General features: G+C 65.6%; 18 protein-coding genes. 5 read left to right on the top strand and 13 right to left on the bottom strand.

Annotation, left to right across the window (positions count from 1 at the left end; genetic code table 11):
- The first annotated feature begins 3 nt into the window (after positions 1 to 3).
- Together ACR42D_RS18945 and ACR42D_RS18940 are read left to right on the top strand one after the other, a co-directional pair.
- A complete protein-coding gene (locus ACR42D_RS18945; RefSeq protein ID WP_484568348.1) occupies positions 4 to 756 on the top strand; it encodes a DUF362 domain-containing protein in 753 nt (250 codons plus the stop codon).
- Between the two features lie 54 nt (positions 757 to 810).
- Positions 811 to 2,205 (top strand): peptidase U32 family protein, encoded by a 1,395-nt coding sequence (locus tag ACR42D_RS18940; RefSeq protein WP_484568347.1) that lies wholly within the window; start codon positions 811 to 813, stop codon positions 2,203 to 2,205.
- 529 nt (positions 2,206 to 2,734) lie between these two features.
- Here ACR42D_RS18940 and ACR42D_RS18935 read toward each other — a convergent pair.
- The 4 genes from ACR42D_RS18935 to ACR42D_RS18920 form a co-directional block, all read right to left on the bottom strand.
- Positions 2,735 to 5,995 (bottom strand): efflux RND transporter permease subunit, encoded by a 3,261-nt coding sequence (locus ACR42D_RS18935; protein WP_484568346.1) that lies wholly within the window; start codon positions 5,993 to 5,995, stop codon positions 2,735 to 2,737.
- A complete protein-coding gene (locus ACR42D_RS18930; protein ID WP_484568345.1) occupies positions 5,995 to 7,125 on the bottom strand; it encodes an efflux RND transporter periplasmic adaptor subunit in 1,131 nt (376 codons plus the stop codon). The genes ACR42D_RS18935 and ACR42D_RS18930 overlap by 1 nt, the downstream gene beginning before the upstream one ends.
- A 76-nt stretch (positions 7,126 to 7,201) precedes the next feature.
- Positions 7,202 to 8,188 carry an arsenic resistance protein gene (locus ACR42D_RS18925; RefSeq protein ID WP_484568344.1) on the bottom strand — a complete coding sequence of 329 codons (987 nt, stop codon included), beginning with the start codon at positions 8,186 to 8,188 and terminating at the stop codon, positions 7,202 to 7,204.
- A gap of 16 nt (positions 8,189 to 8,204) precedes the next feature.
- Complete coding sequence (locus ACR42D_RS18920; RefSeq protein WP_484568343.1) at positions 8,205 to 8,423, bottom strand: hypothetical protein; 219 nt, start codon at positions 8,421 to 8,423, stop codon at positions 8,205 to 8,207.
- A gap of 102 nt (positions 8,424 to 8,525) precedes the next feature.
- Between ACR42D_RS18920 and ACR42D_RS18915 the strand changes: the two genes are divergently transcribed.
- Entirely contained in the window at positions 8,526 to 9,191 is a 666-nt protein-coding gene (locus tag ACR42D_RS18915; RefSeq protein ID WP_484568342.1) for a Crp/Fnr family transcriptional regulator, read from the top strand.
- Between the two features lie 688 nt (positions 9,192 to 9,879).
- On the opposite strand, the gene ACR42D_RS18910 is transcribed toward ACR42D_RS18915, so the two are convergent.
- From ACR42D_RS18910 to ACR42D_RS18875, 8 genes are all read right to left on the bottom strand, one after another.
- Complete coding sequence (locus ACR42D_RS18910; protein WP_484568341.1) at positions 9,880 to 10,077, bottom strand: hypothetical protein; 198 nt, start codon at positions 10,075 to 10,077, stop codon at positions 9,880 to 9,882.
- Between the two features lie 88 nt (positions 10,078 to 10,165).
- Positions 10,166 to 10,804 (bottom strand): TPM domain-containing protein, encoded by a 639-nt coding sequence (locus ACR42D_RS18905; protein ID WP_484568340.1) that lies wholly within the window; start codon positions 10,802 to 10,804, stop codon positions 10,166 to 10,168.
- Between the two features lie 17 nt (positions 10,805 to 10,821).
- The gene (locus ACR42D_RS18900) at positions 10,822 to 11,607 is read right to left on the bottom strand and encodes a TPM domain-containing protein (protein ID WP_484568339.1); all 786 of its coding nucleotides are present in this window, start codon (positions 11,605 to 11,607) and stop codon (positions 10,822 to 10,824) included.
- A gap of 12 nt (positions 11,608 to 11,619) precedes the next feature.
- A complete protein-coding gene (locus tag ACR42D_RS18895; protein ID WP_484568338.1) occupies positions 11,620 to 12,219 on the bottom strand; it encodes a LemA family protein in 600 nt (199 codons plus the stop codon).
- A 99-nt stretch (positions 12,220 to 12,318) separates the two neighbouring features.
- Entirely contained in the window at positions 12,319 to 12,765 is a 447-nt protein-coding gene (locus tag ACR42D_RS18890; RefSeq protein WP_484568337.1) for a hypothetical protein, read from the bottom strand.
- Positions 12,766 to 12,858: 93 nt separating this feature from the next.
- The gene (locus ACR42D_RS18885) at positions 12,859 to 13,470 is read right to left on the bottom strand and encodes a YigZ family protein (protein ID WP_484568336.1); all 612 of its coding nucleotides are present in this window, start codon (positions 13,468 to 13,470) and stop codon (positions 12,859 to 12,861) included.
- Between the two features lie 42 nt (positions 13,471 to 13,512).
- A complete protein-coding gene (locus ACR42D_RS18880; protein WP_484568335.1) occupies positions 13,513 to 14,319 on the bottom strand; it encodes an HD domain-containing protein in 807 nt (268 codons plus the stop codon).
- A 22-nt stretch (positions 14,320 to 14,341) separates the two neighbouring features.
- Positions 14,342 to 14,806: a cereblon family protein gene (locus tag ACR42D_RS18875; protein ID WP_484568334.1), complete on the bottom strand. Its 465-nt coding sequence runs from the start codon at positions 14,804 to 14,806 to the stop codon at positions 14,342 to 14,344.
- 205 nt (positions 14,807 to 15,011) lie between these two features.
- Here ACR42D_RS18875 and ACR42D_RS18870 point away from each other — a divergent pair, with 205 nt between their 5' ends.
- Together ACR42D_RS18870 and ACR42D_RS18865 are read left to right on the top strand one after the other, a co-directional pair.
- Positions 15,012 to 15,221 carry a TOBE domain-containing protein gene (locus ACR42D_RS18870; RefSeq protein ID WP_338668762.1) on the top strand — a complete coding sequence of 70 codons (210 nt, stop codon included), beginning with the start codon at positions 15,012 to 15,014 and terminating at the stop codon, positions 15,219 to 15,221.
- Between the two features lie 128 nt (positions 15,222 to 15,349).
- A complete protein-coding gene (locus tag ACR42D_RS18865; protein ID WP_484568333.1) occupies positions 15,350 to 15,625 on the top strand; it encodes a hypothetical protein in 276 nt (91 codons plus the stop codon).
- A 93-nt stretch (positions 15,626 to 15,718) separates the two neighbouring features.
- Here the strand turns inward: ACR42D_RS18865 and ACR42D_RS18860 are convergent, their stop codons facing one another.
- Positions 15,719 to 16,330, bottom strand: a complete 612-nt coding sequence (locus ACR42D_RS18860) for a LysE/ArgO family amino acid transporter (RefSeq protein WP_484568332.1) — start codon at positions 16,328 to 16,330, stop codon at positions 15,719 to 15,721.
- Between the last annotated feature and the right edge of the window lie 78 nt (positions 16,331 to 16,408).

Genomic DNA, 16,408 nt, shown 5'->3' with positions numbered 1-16,408 from the left:
ATCATGCCCGAAATCGTCACCCTGCCTTGCGAAAGCTACGCCCGGACCGTGCGCGACGCCTTTGAACAGGCGGGCGGGCCGGACGCCCTGGCCGGGTTTACGCGCATCCTGCTCAAACCCAACCTGGTCAACACCTCGCCGTTTCCGGTGACCACCCACCCGGACTTCACGGGCGCGGTCATCGACGCCATCCGCGCCCACACGGACGCGCCCATCACCATCGCCGAGGGCACGGGCGACAAGGACAAGGAGACCGGCGAAGTCTTCGCCGCCCTGGGCTACGAGGAGCTCGCCCGGTGCAAGGGCGTTGATCTGCTCGACCTCAACCGCGCGGACCTGGCCGAGGTCTCGCGGCCCGGCTGCCCGGTCTTCCCGACCATGTGGCTGCCCAAGGCCGCCTTCGCCCACGGCATCGTTTCCCTGCCCGTGCTCAAGCGCCACTCCCTGGCCGTCGTGACCGGGACCATGAAGAACATGATGGGCTTTGCCCCGCCTTCCCACTACCAGGGCGGCGGCTGGAAAAAGGCGCTCTTTCACCGCGACATGCACGGCTCCATCCGCGACCTGAACCGCTACGTCACCCCGCACTTCACCCTCATGGACGCCACGGTCGGGCTCAAGGACTACCATCTGGGCGGCCCCCGGTGCTGCCCGGAGGTGGGCATGATCCTGGCCGGGGCCGACCCGCTGGCCGTGGACCGGGCCGCCGCCGGGCTGCTGGGCGTCGACTGGCGAGAGGTCGGCCACCTGCTCTAGGCCCGCGCCAACATTCCCCTTGGCGAAACGAACCCCCATCAGGTACTCTGCGCCATGCCCGACACCCCGTTCATCCCGGAACTGCTCGCCCCGGCGGGCGACATGGAAAAGCTCGAGACCGCCATCCTCTACGGCGCGGACGCCGTGTATCTCGGCGGCGAAGGCCTCAACCTGCGCGCCGGCGCGGGCGGGTTCGACCGCCAGGCCCTGGAACGGGCCATCCAGGTCGCCCACAAGGCCGGGGTCAAGGTCTACTACACGCTCAACGTCTACCCGCGCCAGTCGCACATGAACGCGGTGCGCGAGCAGATCGACACCCTGGGCGAACTGAAACCCGACGCGATCATCGCCGCCGACCCCGGCGTCATCCGCCTGTTGCGCCGCGAGCTGCCTGAAATCCCGGTGCACATCTCCACCCAGGCCAACACCTCCAATGTCGAGGCCGTGCGCTTCTGGCGCGAGAACGGGGCCAGGCGCGTCAACGTGGCCCGCGAGCTGCGCTCCAGCGAGCTGGGCGAGATGCTCGACGCCTGCCGCAAGCAGATGCCGACCATGGAACTCGAGGTCTTCGTCCACGGGTCCATGTGCATGGCCGTGTCCGGCCGCTGCTACATGTCCGCCCTGCTCAACGACCGGCCCGGCAACCTCGGCCAGTGTTCCCACCCCTGCCGCTACGAGTACCGGCCCGTGTCCATGACCTTCGAGGAACGCACCCGGCCCGGCGATAAGCTCTGGGAGATGCGCGAATACGAAAACCCGTTTCCCGAAGACTTCACCTTCGACGCGCCCGAGGAGTTCGCCTTCTCCTCCCCGGACAACGACGGCCCTGCGTCCCAGCCTCCGGCCGACCGCGCCCTGTCCGCCGCGCTCGACACCGACAACTGGACCAAATTCTTCGCCGCCGAGGACCTCTGCCTGCTCCACTACCTCGAATGGTTCCGGGGCATGAAGGTCGCTTCCCTCAAGCTCGAAGGCCGTACCAAGAGCTCGGCCTACCTCGCCCAGGTCGTGGACGCCTACAAGACCGCCCTCAACCACGCCGCCACCGGCCGGTTCCAACCCGAACTCTATCTGTCCGAACTGGTCAATGCCGCCTCGCGGCCCCTGACCACCGGCTTCTTTGATCCGGCCAACCGGGGCGTCATCGCCCAGCCGCCCGACGAGACCGAAAAACGGCCCGTGCTCGGCCGCATCCTCTCCCCCCTGGCCCAGGGCCGCTGGCTCGTCCAGACCAAGGCGCGCTGGACCAGCGCCGAACCCGTGGAAATCCTCGTGCCCGGCCTCATCCGGCCCCAGATCTCCGCCGAAGACTACGGCCTGGTCAACGATACCGGCGAAGCCGTCGACATCTCGCACCCCGGCCAACGCGCCATCTTCATCTGCGACCACCCGGAAATCAAATCCGGCATGTTCATCCGCAAACCCTGGGACATGGACCGGCTCGACTAGACGAGTCGTAAGATGCCTCCGGCGGCTGGGGCTCTGCCCCAGACCCCGCCAGGGAACCTTTTGGGAAAAGGTTCCCTGGACCCTCCCAAACTTTTTGTGTCGCCTACGGCGAAGGCGGGACGCGGGGCGGACCTGTTGCGCGTGAGGAGTGGTAGTAGCTCGGCCGGGTGGTGTCCCAAAGTGTTCGCGCCGGACGTCCACGGGCCTCGGAGGGCCGCCCGGCGCGAACACTTCGGGACGGTTGCCAACGCCGCTGGACTGGTTGAGCGGAACCCGCCAAGGCGGTCTTGCGGCGTTTTCTAACTTCCGAAAAGTGGCAGTGCTCTATGCGTTCTGCCCTTCCCCAAAAAACAAACCCCGCGATTTCTGTCCGAAATCGCCAACCGGCACGGCGGAAGGCGTCCCCAACCAGCCCTCCGTATCCATACCCCGAGCGCAGCGAGGCTACGGGATTCTTAAGGCCCTCGGCCTTAAGCGGGTGCAGGGCAGCGCCCTGCCCTCCCCGGAGGGGCCGCCGGAGGCCTCCCCCCTACGCCGCTTCCTCGTCTTCCTTCTCCTTCCCGCCGTACAGTGCATAGTACCCGCTCGGGACCACGACCAGCGTGAACAACGTCGACGCCACAAGGCCGAAGATCAGGGCCCAGGCCAGGCCGGAGAAGATGGGGTCCAGTGTGATGGGCCAGGCGCCGAGCGCGGTGGTCAGGGCGGTGAGTACGATGGGGCGCATGCGCACGGCGCCGGACTGGACGATGGCTTCCTTGAGCGGCACGCCTTCCTTGACTTCGGCCTGGATGAACTCGATGAGCACGAGCGAATTGCGGATAACGATGCCGCCAAGCGCGATCATGCCGATCATGGACGTGGCGGTGAAGAAGACCGGGTCGCCGAACCCGCCGACCGTGGAGCCCGCTATGAGGTTGAGCAGCCAGAATCCGGGCAGGATGCCGAGCAGGGTCAGGGGGATGGCGGACATGATAAGGGTGGGCATGACGAACGAGCCGGTCTGGCCCACGAGCAGTATGAAGATGCCGATGAGGGCGGCCCCGAAGGCGATGCCCAGGTCGCGGAACACGTCCAGGGTGATCTTCCATTCGCCCTCGCCCGCCCACTCGGTGGTCAGGCCGGGTTGCAGGGGATCTTTCCTTAGCATGGACTGGAGGTCCAGGACCGCCTCACCGGGCGGGATGCCTGCGGTTTCGGCATAGACGTAGGCCACGCGCCTGAGGTTCTTGTGGTAGATGGGCTGTTCGGCCGGGACTTCGCGGAAGGCACCGAGTTCGGCCAGGGGGACCATGGCTCCGGACGCGGTCTTCATGCGCAATTCGCTTAAGGCGTCCGGGCCGGTGCGCAGACCGACGGGCAGGACCAGGCGCACGGGCAGGGGCTGACGCTCGTTGGGCAGATGCACGTTGGCCGGGGTCAAGCCGGACAGGGCCATGCGCAGGGTGTCGACCACATCGGCGGCGGTCACGCCGTGCAGGGCGGCCTTTTCCTTGTCCAGGACGAAATCGTACATGGTCCGGTCGGTCTCGGACGAGTTGTCCAGGTCCACCAGGCCGGGCAGGGTTCCCATGACCGACTCCACGTGGCGCGCGCCCTGGATGAGGGAGATGTAGGCCGTGCCGGGTCGGCCGTAGAGCTCGGCGGTCAGGGTGGCGATGACCGGTGGACCGGGCGGGGTCTCGACGAGCTTCATGCGCACGTGATTACGGTCCGCGATGGCCTGGAGGTCGTTGCGCAGGCGCAGGCCGATGGCGTGGGACTGCATGGCCCGCTCGGACTTGTCCTTCAGGTTGACGCGGATGTCGGCAAGGTTGGGCTGTTCGCGCCAGTAGTAGTGACGGACCATGCCGTTGAAGTCCATGGGCGAGGGTTGGCCCGAATAGGTCACGAAGTCGGTCACCTCGGGCACGGTGCGTAGATACGCCTCGAAGTCGCGCACGGTGCGGTCGGTCCGCTCCAGGGTGGTCCCTTCGGGCATGTCCACCAGGATCTGGAACTCGTTTTTGTTGTCGAACGGCAGCATCTTGAGCGGCACCAACCGCATGAGCACCAGCCCGGCGCACAGGCCGAGCCCGGCCAGGATGCCGATCAGCAGCAGCCACCGGTTGCGGGCCTTGTTCAGAAACGGAGCGATAGCCGCGCCGTAGACGCGCAGCAGCCTGGTGCCGACTTTCTTCTCCGGTTTGCCTTCCTCGGGCCTGGGCTTTTTGGGCTTGTGGTTACGCAGCAGCAAGTAGGCCATCCACGGCACCACGGTCAGGGCGGCCAGGGTGGAGAAGGACACGGTCAGGGGCACGTTGGCGGCCATGGGGGCCATGTACGGGCCCATCATGCCGGTGATGAAGAAAAGCGGGGCAAAGGAGACGATGATCGCCAGGGTGGACAGGATGACCGGGGGCAGGACCTCTTTCACGGCGGCCAGGGTGGCCTCGAGCGGGTCGCGCAGCCCCATGCGGATGTGCCGCTGGATGTTGTCCACGTTGGTGATGGGGTCGTCCACCACCAGGCCCAGCGAGAGGATGAGCGCAAACAGCGTAACCCGGTTGATGGTGTAGCCCATGAGATAGTTGACGAACAGGGCGAGCGAGAAGCTCATGGGCACGGCCAGGGCGACCACCAGGGCCTCGCGCCAGCCCAGGGTGAAGGCGAGCAGGGCGATGACCGTGATGATGGCGAAGAGCAGGGACGAGAGCAGGTCGTTGACCTTGGCGTGGGCGGTCTGGCCGTAGTCCCGGGTCACGGTCAGGGTCACGCCCTCGGGCAGGACGTCGCGTTCGAGCTCCTTGGCGCGCTGGAGGACCGCGTCGGCCACGCCCACGGCGTTGACGCCCTTTTTCTTGGACAGGCCGATGGTCACGGCGGGCCGGGACACGTTCTCGGGCTTGCGGTCGTGTTCGGTCAGGTACAGGTCGGAAAAGCCGATACGCGAATAGCTGGCCGGTTCGGCCGGGCCGTCGATGATGTCGGCCACATCGCGCAGGTAGACGGGCCTGTTGTCGAACACGCCGACCACCAGGGAGGCGGCGTCGTCCGCGGACAGCAGGAAGGATTCGCTGACCACCGGGGTGTCCGCGTCGCCGGATACGAAATGCCCGGCGGGCAGGGAGCGGTCCGCGCCCGAAAGGGCCGTGGCTATCTCCTTGGGCGAGACATGGAACCCGGCCATGCGGTCCGGGTGCAGCTCCACGCGCACCTCGCGCGAGCGGCCCGAGTACAGGTGTACCCGGGAGACGTCCTCGACCTCGGCCAGCCGGTGGAACAGCTCCTCGGCCATGCGCCGCAGGTCGAAATCGGAGTAGCGGCCCTCGTAGCTGTGGCCCGCATGCAGGGTCAGGGTGACGATGGGCACGTCGTCGATTTCCACCGGCTTGACCACCCAGCCCGACACGATGTCAGGGGCCAGGTCCTGATTCTTCATGATCGTGTTGTACAGCTTGAGCAGCGAGTCCTCGCGGTTCTCGCCCACATAGAAACGCACGGTCACGGCGGTCCGGTCCTTGCTGGAGATGGAGTAGACGTACTCCACACCATCGATCTGCCAGAGCAGCCGCTCCAGCGGCGTGGTCACGAGCTTCTCCACTTCTTCGGCGGACGCGCCCGGCACCTGGACCAGGACGTCGGCCATGGGCACCACGATCTGCGGCTCCTCCTCGCGCGGGGTGACCAGGATGGCGGCCACACCGACCAGCAGCGAGGCCAGCGCCAGGATGATGGACATCTGGGAAGTCAGAAAATACCGAACGATGGACGGCAGAAATCCCCTGACCCTGGATTGATCGGGCTGCATCAGCGGCTCCCCTCCGGGTCCAGCCCCACGGTCTCGCCGCCGGACAGGCCGGACAGGATCTCGACCTTGCCGTCCTCGGCCCGGCCGGTGCGCACGTAGACCGGCTGCCACGTATCGTCGCTCTTGACCATGACGGTCTCCAACTGGCCCACATGGCGGACCGCATCCTTGGGCACCAGCACGGTCTCCCGCTCGCCCAGGGGGATGAGCAGGCGGCCGAACATGCCGGGATACAGGCCGGGCCGGTCGGGCAGCCGGACCTTGACCAGGAACGAGCGGGTCACGGGATCGGCCAGGGGCTCGATCTCCTGGACCACGCCGGTCAGGGGCGTTTTGTCGCTTAAGGCGGTGACGACCACGGACAGGGAGTCGCCGAGCTTGATGCGCCCGATGAGCGCCTCGCGGACCATGGCCTCCAGATGCAGGGCCCCGCTGGTGTGCAAGGTCAAAAGCTCCTTGTTGGGAAAGGCCAGGTCGCCCGGCTCCACCAGCCGCCTGGCCACCTCGCCCGCCTCCTGGGCCGTGATGGTCGTGTAGCCCAGGTCGATCTCGGCCCCCTGGACCACTTTCTCCGCCTCGCGTGCCTGGGCCTCGGCCCCGGACACGCCCTGCTCGGCCCGGCTCAACGCGGCCTTGGCCTGCAGATAGTCGGACTCGGCCTTTTCCACTTCCTCGGCCGTGACCACCTTCTGCTCGAAAAGCTGGCTCATGCGCCGGTAGGTGGATTCGGACTTGGTGTACGCGGCCTTGGCCGAAGCCAGCACATCGCGCGCCTGGGCCACCTGGCTGCGGGCCGAAGCCAGCGCCTGGCGGGAACGCTCCAGGCGCGTGTTGGAGGCGCGGCTGTCCAGAACCACCAGCCTGTCGCCCTTGGCCACGCGGTCGCCGGGCCGGACCAGAATTTCGAGCACCCTGCCCGTGACCTGGGCCTCCACCCGGATGTCGGTCTTGGCCTGGACCGTGCCCACCGCGTCGAACAAACGCGGCAACACCGTGCGCTCGGCCACGGCCGTGTCCCCGGGCTCGTACCCGGCCCCTTTCTTCACCGTCGCCGGAGGCTCCTGCCCGCAACCGGCCAGCACCGCCGAGAACAGGACCATTGACAAGATGTTCAGGATTATTTTTCGCATGACCCGATACATAACACACAACCCCCGCCTCCCGCCACGCCGAAGGCGTGGCGGATGGAGGAGCCTTCGGCGGCCGTCAGGCCGGTTGTCGGACCATCTCCTCGGGCAGGCCGAAGACCTTGGGGGTGAAGCGGACGTACCAGGCGGCGGACTGGACCTGGATGATATAGGCCATGGCGATGACCAGGGCGGCGTCCGAGCCCTGCGCGCCGAAGGCGTTGATGGCGATGGCCAGGGCGATGGACAGGTTGCGCATGACCGAGCCGTAGACCAGGGCGATGGCGTCGCCGCGCGGCAGCAGGGATTTGCCGATAAGCGTGGAGAGCAGGAAGTTGAACCCGTAGAGCAGGAGCAGAGGCACGAGGATGTCCAGGAGCACGCCGGGCGCGGCCGCGATGGTCCTGGCCTTGAGGGCCAGGGCCACGAACACGATGCCGAGCACGCCCACGGTGGACAGCCCCGGGAATTTCGGGCCGATGTCGCGCTGGAACGTCTGCTGGCCGTAATGCTTCACCAGGAACCGCTGGGTCAGGTAGCCGAGCGCCATGGGCAGGAACACGATGAACAGGATCTGCTTGAACACGGCGGACAGCTGCATCTGGATGGCCGTGCCCATCAGGGCCTGGACGTAGAACGGGGTGGCCAGGGACCCGGCGATCAGCCCGATTACGGTCATTTTGACCGCGGCGGACATGTTGCCCTTGGCGAACCCGGTCCAGGAGATGGTCATGCCGCTGGTGGGCACCAGCCCGGCCAGGAGCAGCCCCAGAGCCATGTACGGCCTGTCGCGGAAGAAGAGGAGGCCGACGCCGAAGGTCAGGAAGGGAATCAGCCCGAAGTTGATGAGCTGTGTCAGGATTTGGGCCTTGGCGTCGCCCCCCTCGAATACCTTGCGGATCTTGAGCGTGACCATCATGGGGTAGACCATGAGGAAGGTGAACGGGATGATCGCGGCCTTGAGCCAGGCCGTGTCCGCCCACAACCCGTAGGCGAACCCGGCGAGCATCATGGCCGGGATGGCGTAGATCAGATTCTTGGTCAGTTTCTGTAATATGGTGAACATGTCGGCTCCTTGGGGGTTACTCCTGCCCCGATCCGGCCATCTCGGTGGCGCGGCATTCGGGGTCGGAACAGCAGGGGGCGTCGCCGTCGCGGTAGACGACCACCCCGTGGCTCACCGGCTCGACAATGTACCGCCTGGAACATTCCTGGCAATTGACGTAGAAGGGGGCGTAGTTGTCGAAATCGCCCATTGCCTGGCCGGCATTGCAGTACGGACAGTGAATGGTTGCGCTCATGGGGACCTCCTTGTTTTTTTCCGTTGTGGCCTCCAAAATAGGCGCGCGACGCCCCTTTCACATTGATCTCGATCAACACGCACCACTTTTTCGGGGATTTTCATGCAGCCTATCGATCTCAAGAACGAAATCAGCGCCTTTCCCGTGTTCGAACGGCTCGACGACGCCCAGCTCGAACGCATCGCCTCGCACGCCGAGGTCCTGCGCTTTCCCAAGAAATCCATGTTCTTCAGCGAGGACAACTCGTCCCAGGGGCTGCACGTGCTCCTGACCGGACAGGTCAAGCTCTTCCGCCTGGCCGAGGACGGCAAGGAACAGACCATCTTCGTGTTCGGGCCCGGCGAGCCGTTCTGTTTGTGCTCCACCTTTTCGGACGGCAAGCTGCCCGCCAACCTCGGCGCGCTCGAAGACAGCCGCGTCCTGTACATCCCGCCCCGTGAATACGAACGCATGGTCCGCGAAGACCCGTCCATCCTCCTGACCATGATGCGGGTCATGTCCCGACGCCTCAAGGAGGCCATGGACATGATCGACTCCCTGTCCCTTAAGCAGGTCCCCTCCCGGCTCTTGGCCTACTTCAAGAGTCGGCACCAGGACGGCCGCGTCACCCTCGATCTCTCCCAACGCGAACTCGCCAAGATCATCGGCATCACCCCCGAAGCCCTGTCCCGCACCCTGCGCAAAATGGCCGACAACGGCGACATCCGCATGGACGGCAACGACATCGTTCTGCTCGATATGGAGGGGGTAGTCGGGGCGCTGAGGTGAGGGGATGCCTCCGGCGGGCCCTCGCCGGGCGGGCGTCTCCGACGGGCAGGGCGCTGCCCTGCACCCGCCAGGGAGCAAGGCCCCCTGGACCCCCATCGCCTCGCTGCGCTCGGAGGCGTGCGGCGGCGAAAGGCTGGCAAGGGACGCCTTCCGCCGTGCCGGTTGGCGATTTCGGGCAGAAAAAACGGCTCGGACGGCGTGCTTCTTCTCCGAATAAAGCACGCCGTTTTCTCTGCCCGAGATCGCGGGTTTTTCTTTTGGGGAAGAAATTCGTCCGTTAAGAGATACGTCTACGCCGTTGCTCGAAAACGCCGCGAAACCCATTCCCCGTGTTCCGACCACGCCCGCCAGCGGCGTTGGCAACCGTCCCGAAGCGTTCGCGCCGGGCGGCCCTCCGAGGCCCGTGGACGTCCGGCGCGAACGCTTCGGGACACCACCCGGCCGAGCTGCTACCGCTTCCCACGCGCAACAAGTCGTACCCCGCGCCCCCACCTTCGCCGCAGGCGACACAAAAAGTTTGGGAGGGTCCAGGGAACCTTTTCCCAAAAGGTTCCCTGGCGGGGTCTGGGGCAGCGCCCCAGCCGCCGGAGGCATTCACTTCCTCGCCAAAAAGCAACGCGCCCTCTTTTCGGGAGAGCGCGTCTTGTTTGCGGCGGCAAGCGAGGGCGGTTGGTCGGGCCGATCCCGCCTAGCCGGTGCGGATGGGGGCGGAGGTTGGAGCGGGCGGCGTCATGGTGGGGCTGCCGGTCGGATCGGGGTCGGTGTCGAGGGAGTCGAGGAGCCGGGAAAGGAGCAGGGCGTTAGGCGCGGTCCTGGTCAGGCGCAGGATGGTGAGCGCGGCGAGGATGACGAGCAGCAGGAGCGCGACCGGGACGGCGGCACACATGACGGACCTCCATGTTTGGCACAGAAGACCAGACCGGTGTTACGGGAGTATGGAGGGCTCGTGACCCTTGGGTGACGTTGTGCGGGGGTTAGTCCGCTTTTTCGATGATCAGGTTGGGCAGCTCGTCGGTGTCGTCGGGTTTGATGGGAAACCGTTCGGTGAGCATTTCACCGCAGCGGGTCACGCCCTTGCACAGGGCTTCACCGGGCTTGCCCGCGCGGATGCCGTCGGTAACCATGGCGACGACTTCTTCCCAGGCCAGGGGATTGACCAGTTCGTTGATGCCCTTGTCGGCCAGGACCTGGACCGAACGCTCAAAGACCGAGACGTAGAGGATGATGCCGGTCTTGTCGCGGGTGTCGTGCAGGCCGTGTGCGTGGAAGGCGGTGAAGGCGGCCTCGGCCACCTCCTCGCGCATCTCGCGTTTGGAAACGAACGGGCGCTTGAGGGCCGGGAAGGCGTCGAACAGGCGGGAGAAGCAGAAGAACAGGGCCAGGAACAGGGCCAGAAAGACCCACATGTCCTCGCGGCCCAGGGCCAGGGTCAGGGCCACGGCGGCGAGCGCGCCGAGGATGAGGCTGCCGATGAGCCCGGCCCTCGGGTAGTCGTAGCTCATGGTCGCGATGACCGGCACGATCTCGCCGGAGGTCGTGGCCTCGGCCTTCTGGACGCACTCGACGAGCGCGTCCTGTTCCGCTTGGGTGAGAAATGTTTCCGCGTTGCGCATGGGTTGTCCTTGTTTTTTTACCAGCCTCCGGAAGCGCCGCCGCCTCCGAATCCGCCTCCGCCGAACCCGCCGAATCCTCCGCCGCCGCCGAAGCCACCGCCGCCTCCGCCTATGCGCGGTCCGGGCATGAAGATGAAGCCGGGGCCGCTGCGCCGGACGGTGTTGGCCCCTTGGGTCGCCCCGGGGACGCGGCGTCGGCCGAACTTTTCGGTCAGCAGGATCATGAAGATCATGGGGCCGATGAGGATGGCCAGGATGTTGAGCTTGCTCTTGCGCTTCTTGGGCAGGGCAGTGAACTCGCCGCGCACGGCCCCGGTGATGGCGGTGACGCCTTCCATGAAGCCCTGGTTGAACCGTCCGGCCTTGAACTGCGGGGTGATGACGTTGTCGATGATCTGCCCGGACAGGACGTCGGTCAGGCGGCCTTCCAGGCCGTAGCCCACCTCGATGCGGATCTTGCGGTCCTCCTGGCTGACCAGGAGGATGACCCCGTTGTCGAAGTCCTTGTGGCCGACCTTCCAGGCTTCGGCCACGCGGATGGAGAAGTCCTCGATGGGCTCGCCCTCCAGCGACGGCACGGTCAGGACCGCCACCTGGGTGGAGTCCGACTCCTCCAGGGCGGCCAGCTGGCTCTCGATGGTCTGCCGGGTCTGGGGCGACATCATCTTGGCCAGGTCGTTGACCCGCGTGGTGTACGGGGGCACGTCCAGGGCCAGGGCCGTGGCGCTCAGGCCGAGGACCAGGACCAGGGCCGCGAACAGGACCGTGGCGAGGGCGGACGGTTTGTTGATCGGGAAGCGCACCGCGATGCCCGCCTAGGACTCGGACCCGAAGTTGACTTTGGGCACGGTCTTGGCCTCCGGAGCGGCCTCGAAAAACTCCTTGCGCTCCAGGTGGAGGAGCAGCGAGTTGGTCAGGGAGTTCGGGAACTTGCGGATGGAGAAGTTGAAGGTCTTGACCGCCTCGTTGTAGCGTTGCCGGGCCACATTGATGCGGTTCTCGGTGCCTTCGAGCTGGTGCTGCAGGGCCAGGAAATTCTGGTTGGCCTTGAGGTCAGGGTAGCGCTCGACCACGACCATGAGCCGGGACAGGGCCGAGGAGAGTTGGCCCTGGGCGGCCTGGAAGTTGGCCAGGGCGGCCTTGTTGGTCAGCATTTCGGGGGTGAGCTTGGTCTGGGTGGCCTTGGCGCGCGCCTCGACCACGGCGGTCAGAGTGGATTTCTCGTGGGCGGCCGCGCCCTTGACGGTTTCCACCAGGTTGGGGATCAGGTCCGCGCGGCGTTGCAGGGCGGATTCCAGGTTGGCCCAGGCGCCGTAGACCTCTTCCTCCTGCTGCTGCATGGAGTTGTAGCCGCATCCGGCCAGGGAGGTTGCGATGAAAAGGGCCGCGAGGACCGTGACAAGTCGTTTGAACATGGCTTGTTTTCCCTTGGTTGGGGTTGTTTGCATTGGTCTACAAGATGCGCCCGGCAACGCGAAAGTCAAGGCTGGTCGGGAGGATTGCCTGCAACTCGGCTATTTTTTCTTCTTGGTCGGCCGTTTGAGGCGCTTGCCCGCGGCCAGGAGCTTGCGCAGCTCGGCCGCGGCCTGGACCACGTCGGACTCGTGGAGCAGGAATCGCTCCTTGGATGTCTGGAAGTGCCACCCCGCGGGCCGGGTCAGGAGCTTGGCCCCGCGTGAGAGCAGGTATTCCTCGGCCTCGGTCTCGGCGGCCACCCCTTCCAGTTCGGCCAGAATCTCCTCACGCTTTTGCATGTCCCGGAGGAACTGGGCGATCTCGTAGGCGGAGCGCAAAAGGTCCTCCGGCTGGATGTCGGTTTCCTTCTTGCGCCCGGAGAGATGTCGTTGGAGTTCGTTGAGGTCTGTCTTCAGCTCCTTGATCTCGAACAGAGCTTTCTCTTTTGAAATATCAATTTTGTCGGTAAGTTGCTTATAGATCGCTCGCAATTTCTGTGTGGACATGGAACCTGCTTTTCACCTTGCTGTTACCCCGGATTATCAAAAGCCTAGTTTAGGCTAGCGCATTTTCCGGGCGGTCCGCAACCGGTGGAGCCATCATTTTTCGTGTATTTCCGCACGCCCGCCGGTCAGTTCGACCACGGCGCGGGAGAATTCGTCCACACGTTCCTCGGGCAGTTCCACGGTGAATCCGGCCACGTCGCTGAAGGCCTCGTCCGCCACCTCGGCCTCGAAGTCGGGCAAAAGCCGCTTGAACAGGGTCACGGACGGGTAGGGCAGGGACACCTCGAGGCGTCTGGTTACGACCATGTCGCGCAGGGGCAGGGTCTCCAGGCCGAGGTTGACCAGCCCCGCGTAGGCCCGGACCAGGCCGCCGGTGCCGAGCTTGGTCCCGCCGAACCAGCGGGTGGCCACCACCGCGATCTCGCCCACGCCCGAGTGGAGCAGGACGTTCAGCATGGGCTTGCCCGCCGTGCCGCTCGGCTCCCCGTCGTCGCTCAAACCCACGCAGGCGGTGTCGCCCGGCGGACCGGCGTTGAAGGCCCAGCAGTTGTGCGTGGCCTCCGGGAATTCCTCTTTGATGGCGGCCACAAAGGCCCGGGCCCCGTCCATGTCCGGGGCGTGGCCCAGGGAGGCCATGAACCGGCTGCGCTTGATGGTTTCCTCCACCCGGTGGAAGGCGGCGGGGATGGGGTATCTGTCGGCCATGGGCCGGTGTAGCCCGGCCGCTTTGGCAGGGTCAACCCCGGCTCAATCCCTCCCGGCCAGCCGGTGGAGGTCTCCGCGCAGCTGCGCCTTGAGCTCCGGGAACACGCCCCGGTCCGGCAACAGGGCCAGCAGCAGCTCGAAGTGTCCGGTGTTGATCAACCGGTTATAGGCGTACCTGTAGTGCAGATCGTGGACCCAGGCGCACAGGAACAGGGCGAAGTCGTTGGACCAGCGCATGGACGCGTACGGAATGAGTTTGCGTTCCCGCGTGCGGCGGACCACGTCGGGCGAGACCTCGTCCGGATGCACGGTGATGCCGTATTTGATCGCCCTGCCGGTCAGCTCCTTGTGCAGCAGGCCGCCCACGCTGTTGCGCACCGCGTCGAGCTTGTCCGCGTCCCGGACCATCTCGGTCACGGTGCGCGCGTCCGGGTCCATGGCCTCGGGCAGGGCGGCCCGGTTGTGCAGGCGCACGGCCTCGATGACCACGGTCCGCCAATGCTTGTCCAGGCCGTCCAGCACGTCGGAACCGGCCAGGATGCGCGCGCCCTCTTCGCCGTGGTCGTATTCGGCGACGTCATCGGCGGTCCGCCGGTCCACCAGCTGCGCGAACCGCCCGGTGTCGTGCAGGATGGCCGCGATCTCGGCGGCCAGGGCCAGATCCGGCCCGGGACGTTCCTCATCCAGGATGTGGCGCACGTGGGCCAGCACGCGCATGGGATGCTTGATCTTGCGCCGGACCCGCCCCCGGAGTTCCTCGGGAGCGCGGGCCTCGTGCACCCGGCCGAAGTCGACGAGCCAGCGGAGGGAGCGGGTGATGCGGGTGTCCATGGCCGGAGTGTAGCGCAAGCCGAAACGGGTTGCCAGGGGGCTAGGGCCTGATGCCCTGCTCCTCTTCCATGAGCGCCTTGAGGATCAGTCCGAAGAACCCGCCGTCGTCGCTCACGTACCGCCAGCCGAGCTGGCTGGAGCAGCCGGTGCACAGGACCACCTGCCAGCGGTAGCCCGGAAACCAGGTGAACTCCCCGGTCTCGGGTCCGGCCGGGGTCAGGTTTCTGGCCGAGGCGAAGCAGCCCAGCTCGAAGACCAGCCCGTCCGGGTTGAAGAACACATGCCGGTGCCGGCCGTTGATCTCCATGCCCAGGTCGCGCCGGGTGATACGGCTGCGGCACGCTCGGCAGACCAGCACCCCGCCGGTCTTCGCTTCCACCGGGTCCAACAGCTCGTCCGACCGTTCGCCCGACCCCGCACCGTCCGACGAGCCGCTCGAGGGCGGTGGCTCCCGGTCCGATTCCCGGCGCAAAGCGCGCTCAACCGTCTTGCAGTCAAAGGTCATAGCAGGCCTCCACCTCGCCTATACGATAGCTGACGTCATTGGTCGAGTAACACATTGGTTTAAATTTTCTATACAAATTGTGCTTCCCTTTTCTCCCGCCAGGGCTACTATGTGCACATAGCGGCATGTGTTCATACGTCTCCGCCTCCTGGTCGGAGGCAGTAATGGTGTAGATCAATCAAATTGGAATCAAATGGAGGAAATCATGAAATTAAGCGCACGCAATCTCATCCCCGGCACCGTCAAGGAAGTCACCATCGGCATGGTCAACGCTGAAGTCGTCATCGAAATCGCTCCCGGCGTGGAGATGGTCTCGGTCATCACCAAGAATTCCGTGGAACGCATGGGCATCAAGGTCGGCGACAAGGTCGACGCCATGGTCAAGGCCACCAGCGTCATGATCGCCAAGGACTAACCGAAGCCGAACGGCTGAAAGCAAGGCGGACGCCCATATGGGCGTCCGCCTTTTTTTGCGCCTTCGGCGCGGAGGGTATTCTTCAGGGTAGGGTTGACCCTTCGGGTGTCCGACCGTACAGGTGGTCCATGACCGGTAAAATCGATTCCCCGCACCTGCGCCTGTGCGACACATGCTGCGACCACTCCGGGACCAACAAGGAGATGGTCAAGACCGGCGGGTGCACCTGCGACATCTGCGGCTGGGCCTGCAAGTGCTGCGGCGACGACGGCAAGCAGTTCGTCAACAAGGTCCAGGTCGGCACCATCCCGGCCGAGGGGTGGGCCTATCTCCAGTGGCGCAACAGCCGCAGCCTCGTGCCCCTGGATTGGGAGAAGCTGTTTCTCCATGGCCGGTCAGAATAAGCCATAACCGCTTGATTATAAAAGTGTATTCAGGATATCGCTGACATTTTGAATAGCTAGCTATATGTCGTATCGGGCGGGTGAGGCTGTCCATCAGGCAAAGAGCACGGGCCGGAGCAGGGAGGCGGCGATGGACCACATTGTCAGGCAGACCGCGCCGTCCAGGATGCGCCAGGTCAGGTCGCGGGAGAAGAGCGGGGCCAGGATCTGGCCGCCCAGGCTCAGGCACAGGAACCATGTGAACGAGGCCGTGAACGCGCCCAGGCCGAAGACGTACCGGGCCGTGTCCTGGAACTGTCCGCTGACCGAGCCCATGAGCACCACGGTGTCCAGGTAGACATGCGGGTTGAGCAGGGTCACGGCCAGGGTCAGGGCCAGGGTGCGTTTCAGCCCCTGCTCCACCTCCTGCCGCGTCTCCATGGATCCGCCGCGCAACGCCGATCGCAGCGCGCCCAATCCGTACCAGGCCAGAAAGGCCGCCCCGCCCCAGGCCGCCGCTAGGCCCAGGGTCGGGTTGGACGCCACCACCGTGCCCACGCCGGTCACGCCCAGGCCGATGAGCAGCCCGTCGCACAGTATGCACAAGGCGGCCACCGCCAGATGATGGTTGCGGCGCACGCCCTGCGTCAAAACAAACGCGTTCTGCGCCCCGATGGCCACGATCAGCCCGCCCCCCATGGCGTACCCCTGTATGAATGGTGTCATTTGTTGTGCCTCCGGCGGCCGGGGGAAGGGGAGGGAAAACCCTTTGAAAAGGGCTTTTTCCTCCCCTTCCCCCGGACC

Origin of the sequence: Pseudodesulfovibrio sp. lm2024 (assembly GCF_051175575.1) — a bacterium.
In the GTDB taxonomy this organism is placed as follows: domain Bacteria; phylum Desulfobacterota; class Desulfovibrionia; order Desulfovibrionales; family Desulfovibrionaceae; genus Pseudodesulfovibrio; species Pseudodesulfovibrio caledoniensis.
This window is presented reverse-complemented; position numbering and strand designations above follow the sequence as displayed.

Coding starts and splice junctions, on each gene's coding strand:
- ACR42D_RS18895 (WP_484568338.1), bottom strand. CDS start 12,219: ATGTTCAAACGACTTGTCACGGTCCTCGCGGCCCTTTTCATCGCAACC.
- ACR42D_RS18890 (WP_484568337.1), bottom strand. CDS start 12,765: ATGTCCACACAGAAATTGCGAGCGATCTATAAGCAACTTACCGACAAA.
- ACR42D_RS18910 (WP_484568341.1), bottom strand. CDS start 10,077: ATGTGTGCCGCCGTCCCGGTCGCGCTCCTGCTGCTCGTCATCCTCGCC.
- ACR42D_RS18875 (WP_484568334.1), bottom strand. CDS start 14,806: ATGACCTTTGACTGCAAGACGGTTGAGCGCGCTTTGCGCCGGGAATCG.
- ACR42D_RS18935 (WP_484568346.1), bottom strand. CDS start 5,995: ATGCAGCCCGATCAATCCAGGGTCAGGGGATTTCTGCCGTCCATCGTT.
- ACR42D_RS18905 (WP_484568340.1), bottom strand. CDS start 10,804: ATGCGCAACGCGGAAACATTTCTCACCCAAGCGGAACAGGACGCGCTC.
- ACR42D_RS18885 (WP_484568336.1), bottom strand. CDS start 13,470: ATGGCCGACAGATACCCCATCCCCGCCGCCTTCCACCGGGTGGAGGAA.
- ACR42D_RS18915 (WP_484568342.1), top strand. CDS start 8,526: ATGCAGCCTATCGATCTCAAGAACGAAATCAGCGCCTTTCCCGTGTTC.
- ACR42D_RS18945 (WP_484568348.1), top strand. CDS start 4: ATGCCCGAAATCGTCACCCTGCCTTGCGAAAGCTACGCCCGGACCGTG.
- ACR42D_RS18865 (WP_484568333.1), top strand. CDS start 15,350: ATGACCGGTAAAATCGATTCCCCGCACCTGCGCCTGTGCGACACATGC.
- ACR42D_RS18860 (WP_484568332.1), bottom strand. CDS start 16,330: ATGACACCATTCATACAGGGGTACGCCATGGGGGGCGGGCTGATCGTG.
- ACR42D_RS18920 (WP_484568343.1), bottom strand. CDS start 8,423: ATGAGCGCAACCATTCACTGTCCGTACTGCAATGCCGGCCAGGCAATG.
- ACR42D_RS18925 (WP_484568344.1), bottom strand. CDS start 8,188: ATGTTCACCATATTACAGAAACTGACCAAGAATCTGATCTACGCCATC.
- ACR42D_RS18930 (WP_484568345.1), bottom strand. CDS start 7,125: ATGCGAAAAATAATCCTGAACATCTTGTCAATGGTCCTGTTCTCGGCG.
- ACR42D_RS18870 (WP_338668762.1), top strand. CDS start 15,012: ATGAAATTAAGCGCACGCAATCTCATCCCCGGCACCGTCAAGGAAGTC.
- ACR42D_RS18940 (WP_484568347.1), top strand. CDS start 811: ATGCCCGACACCCCGTTCATCCCGGAACTGCTCGCCCCGGCGGGCGAC.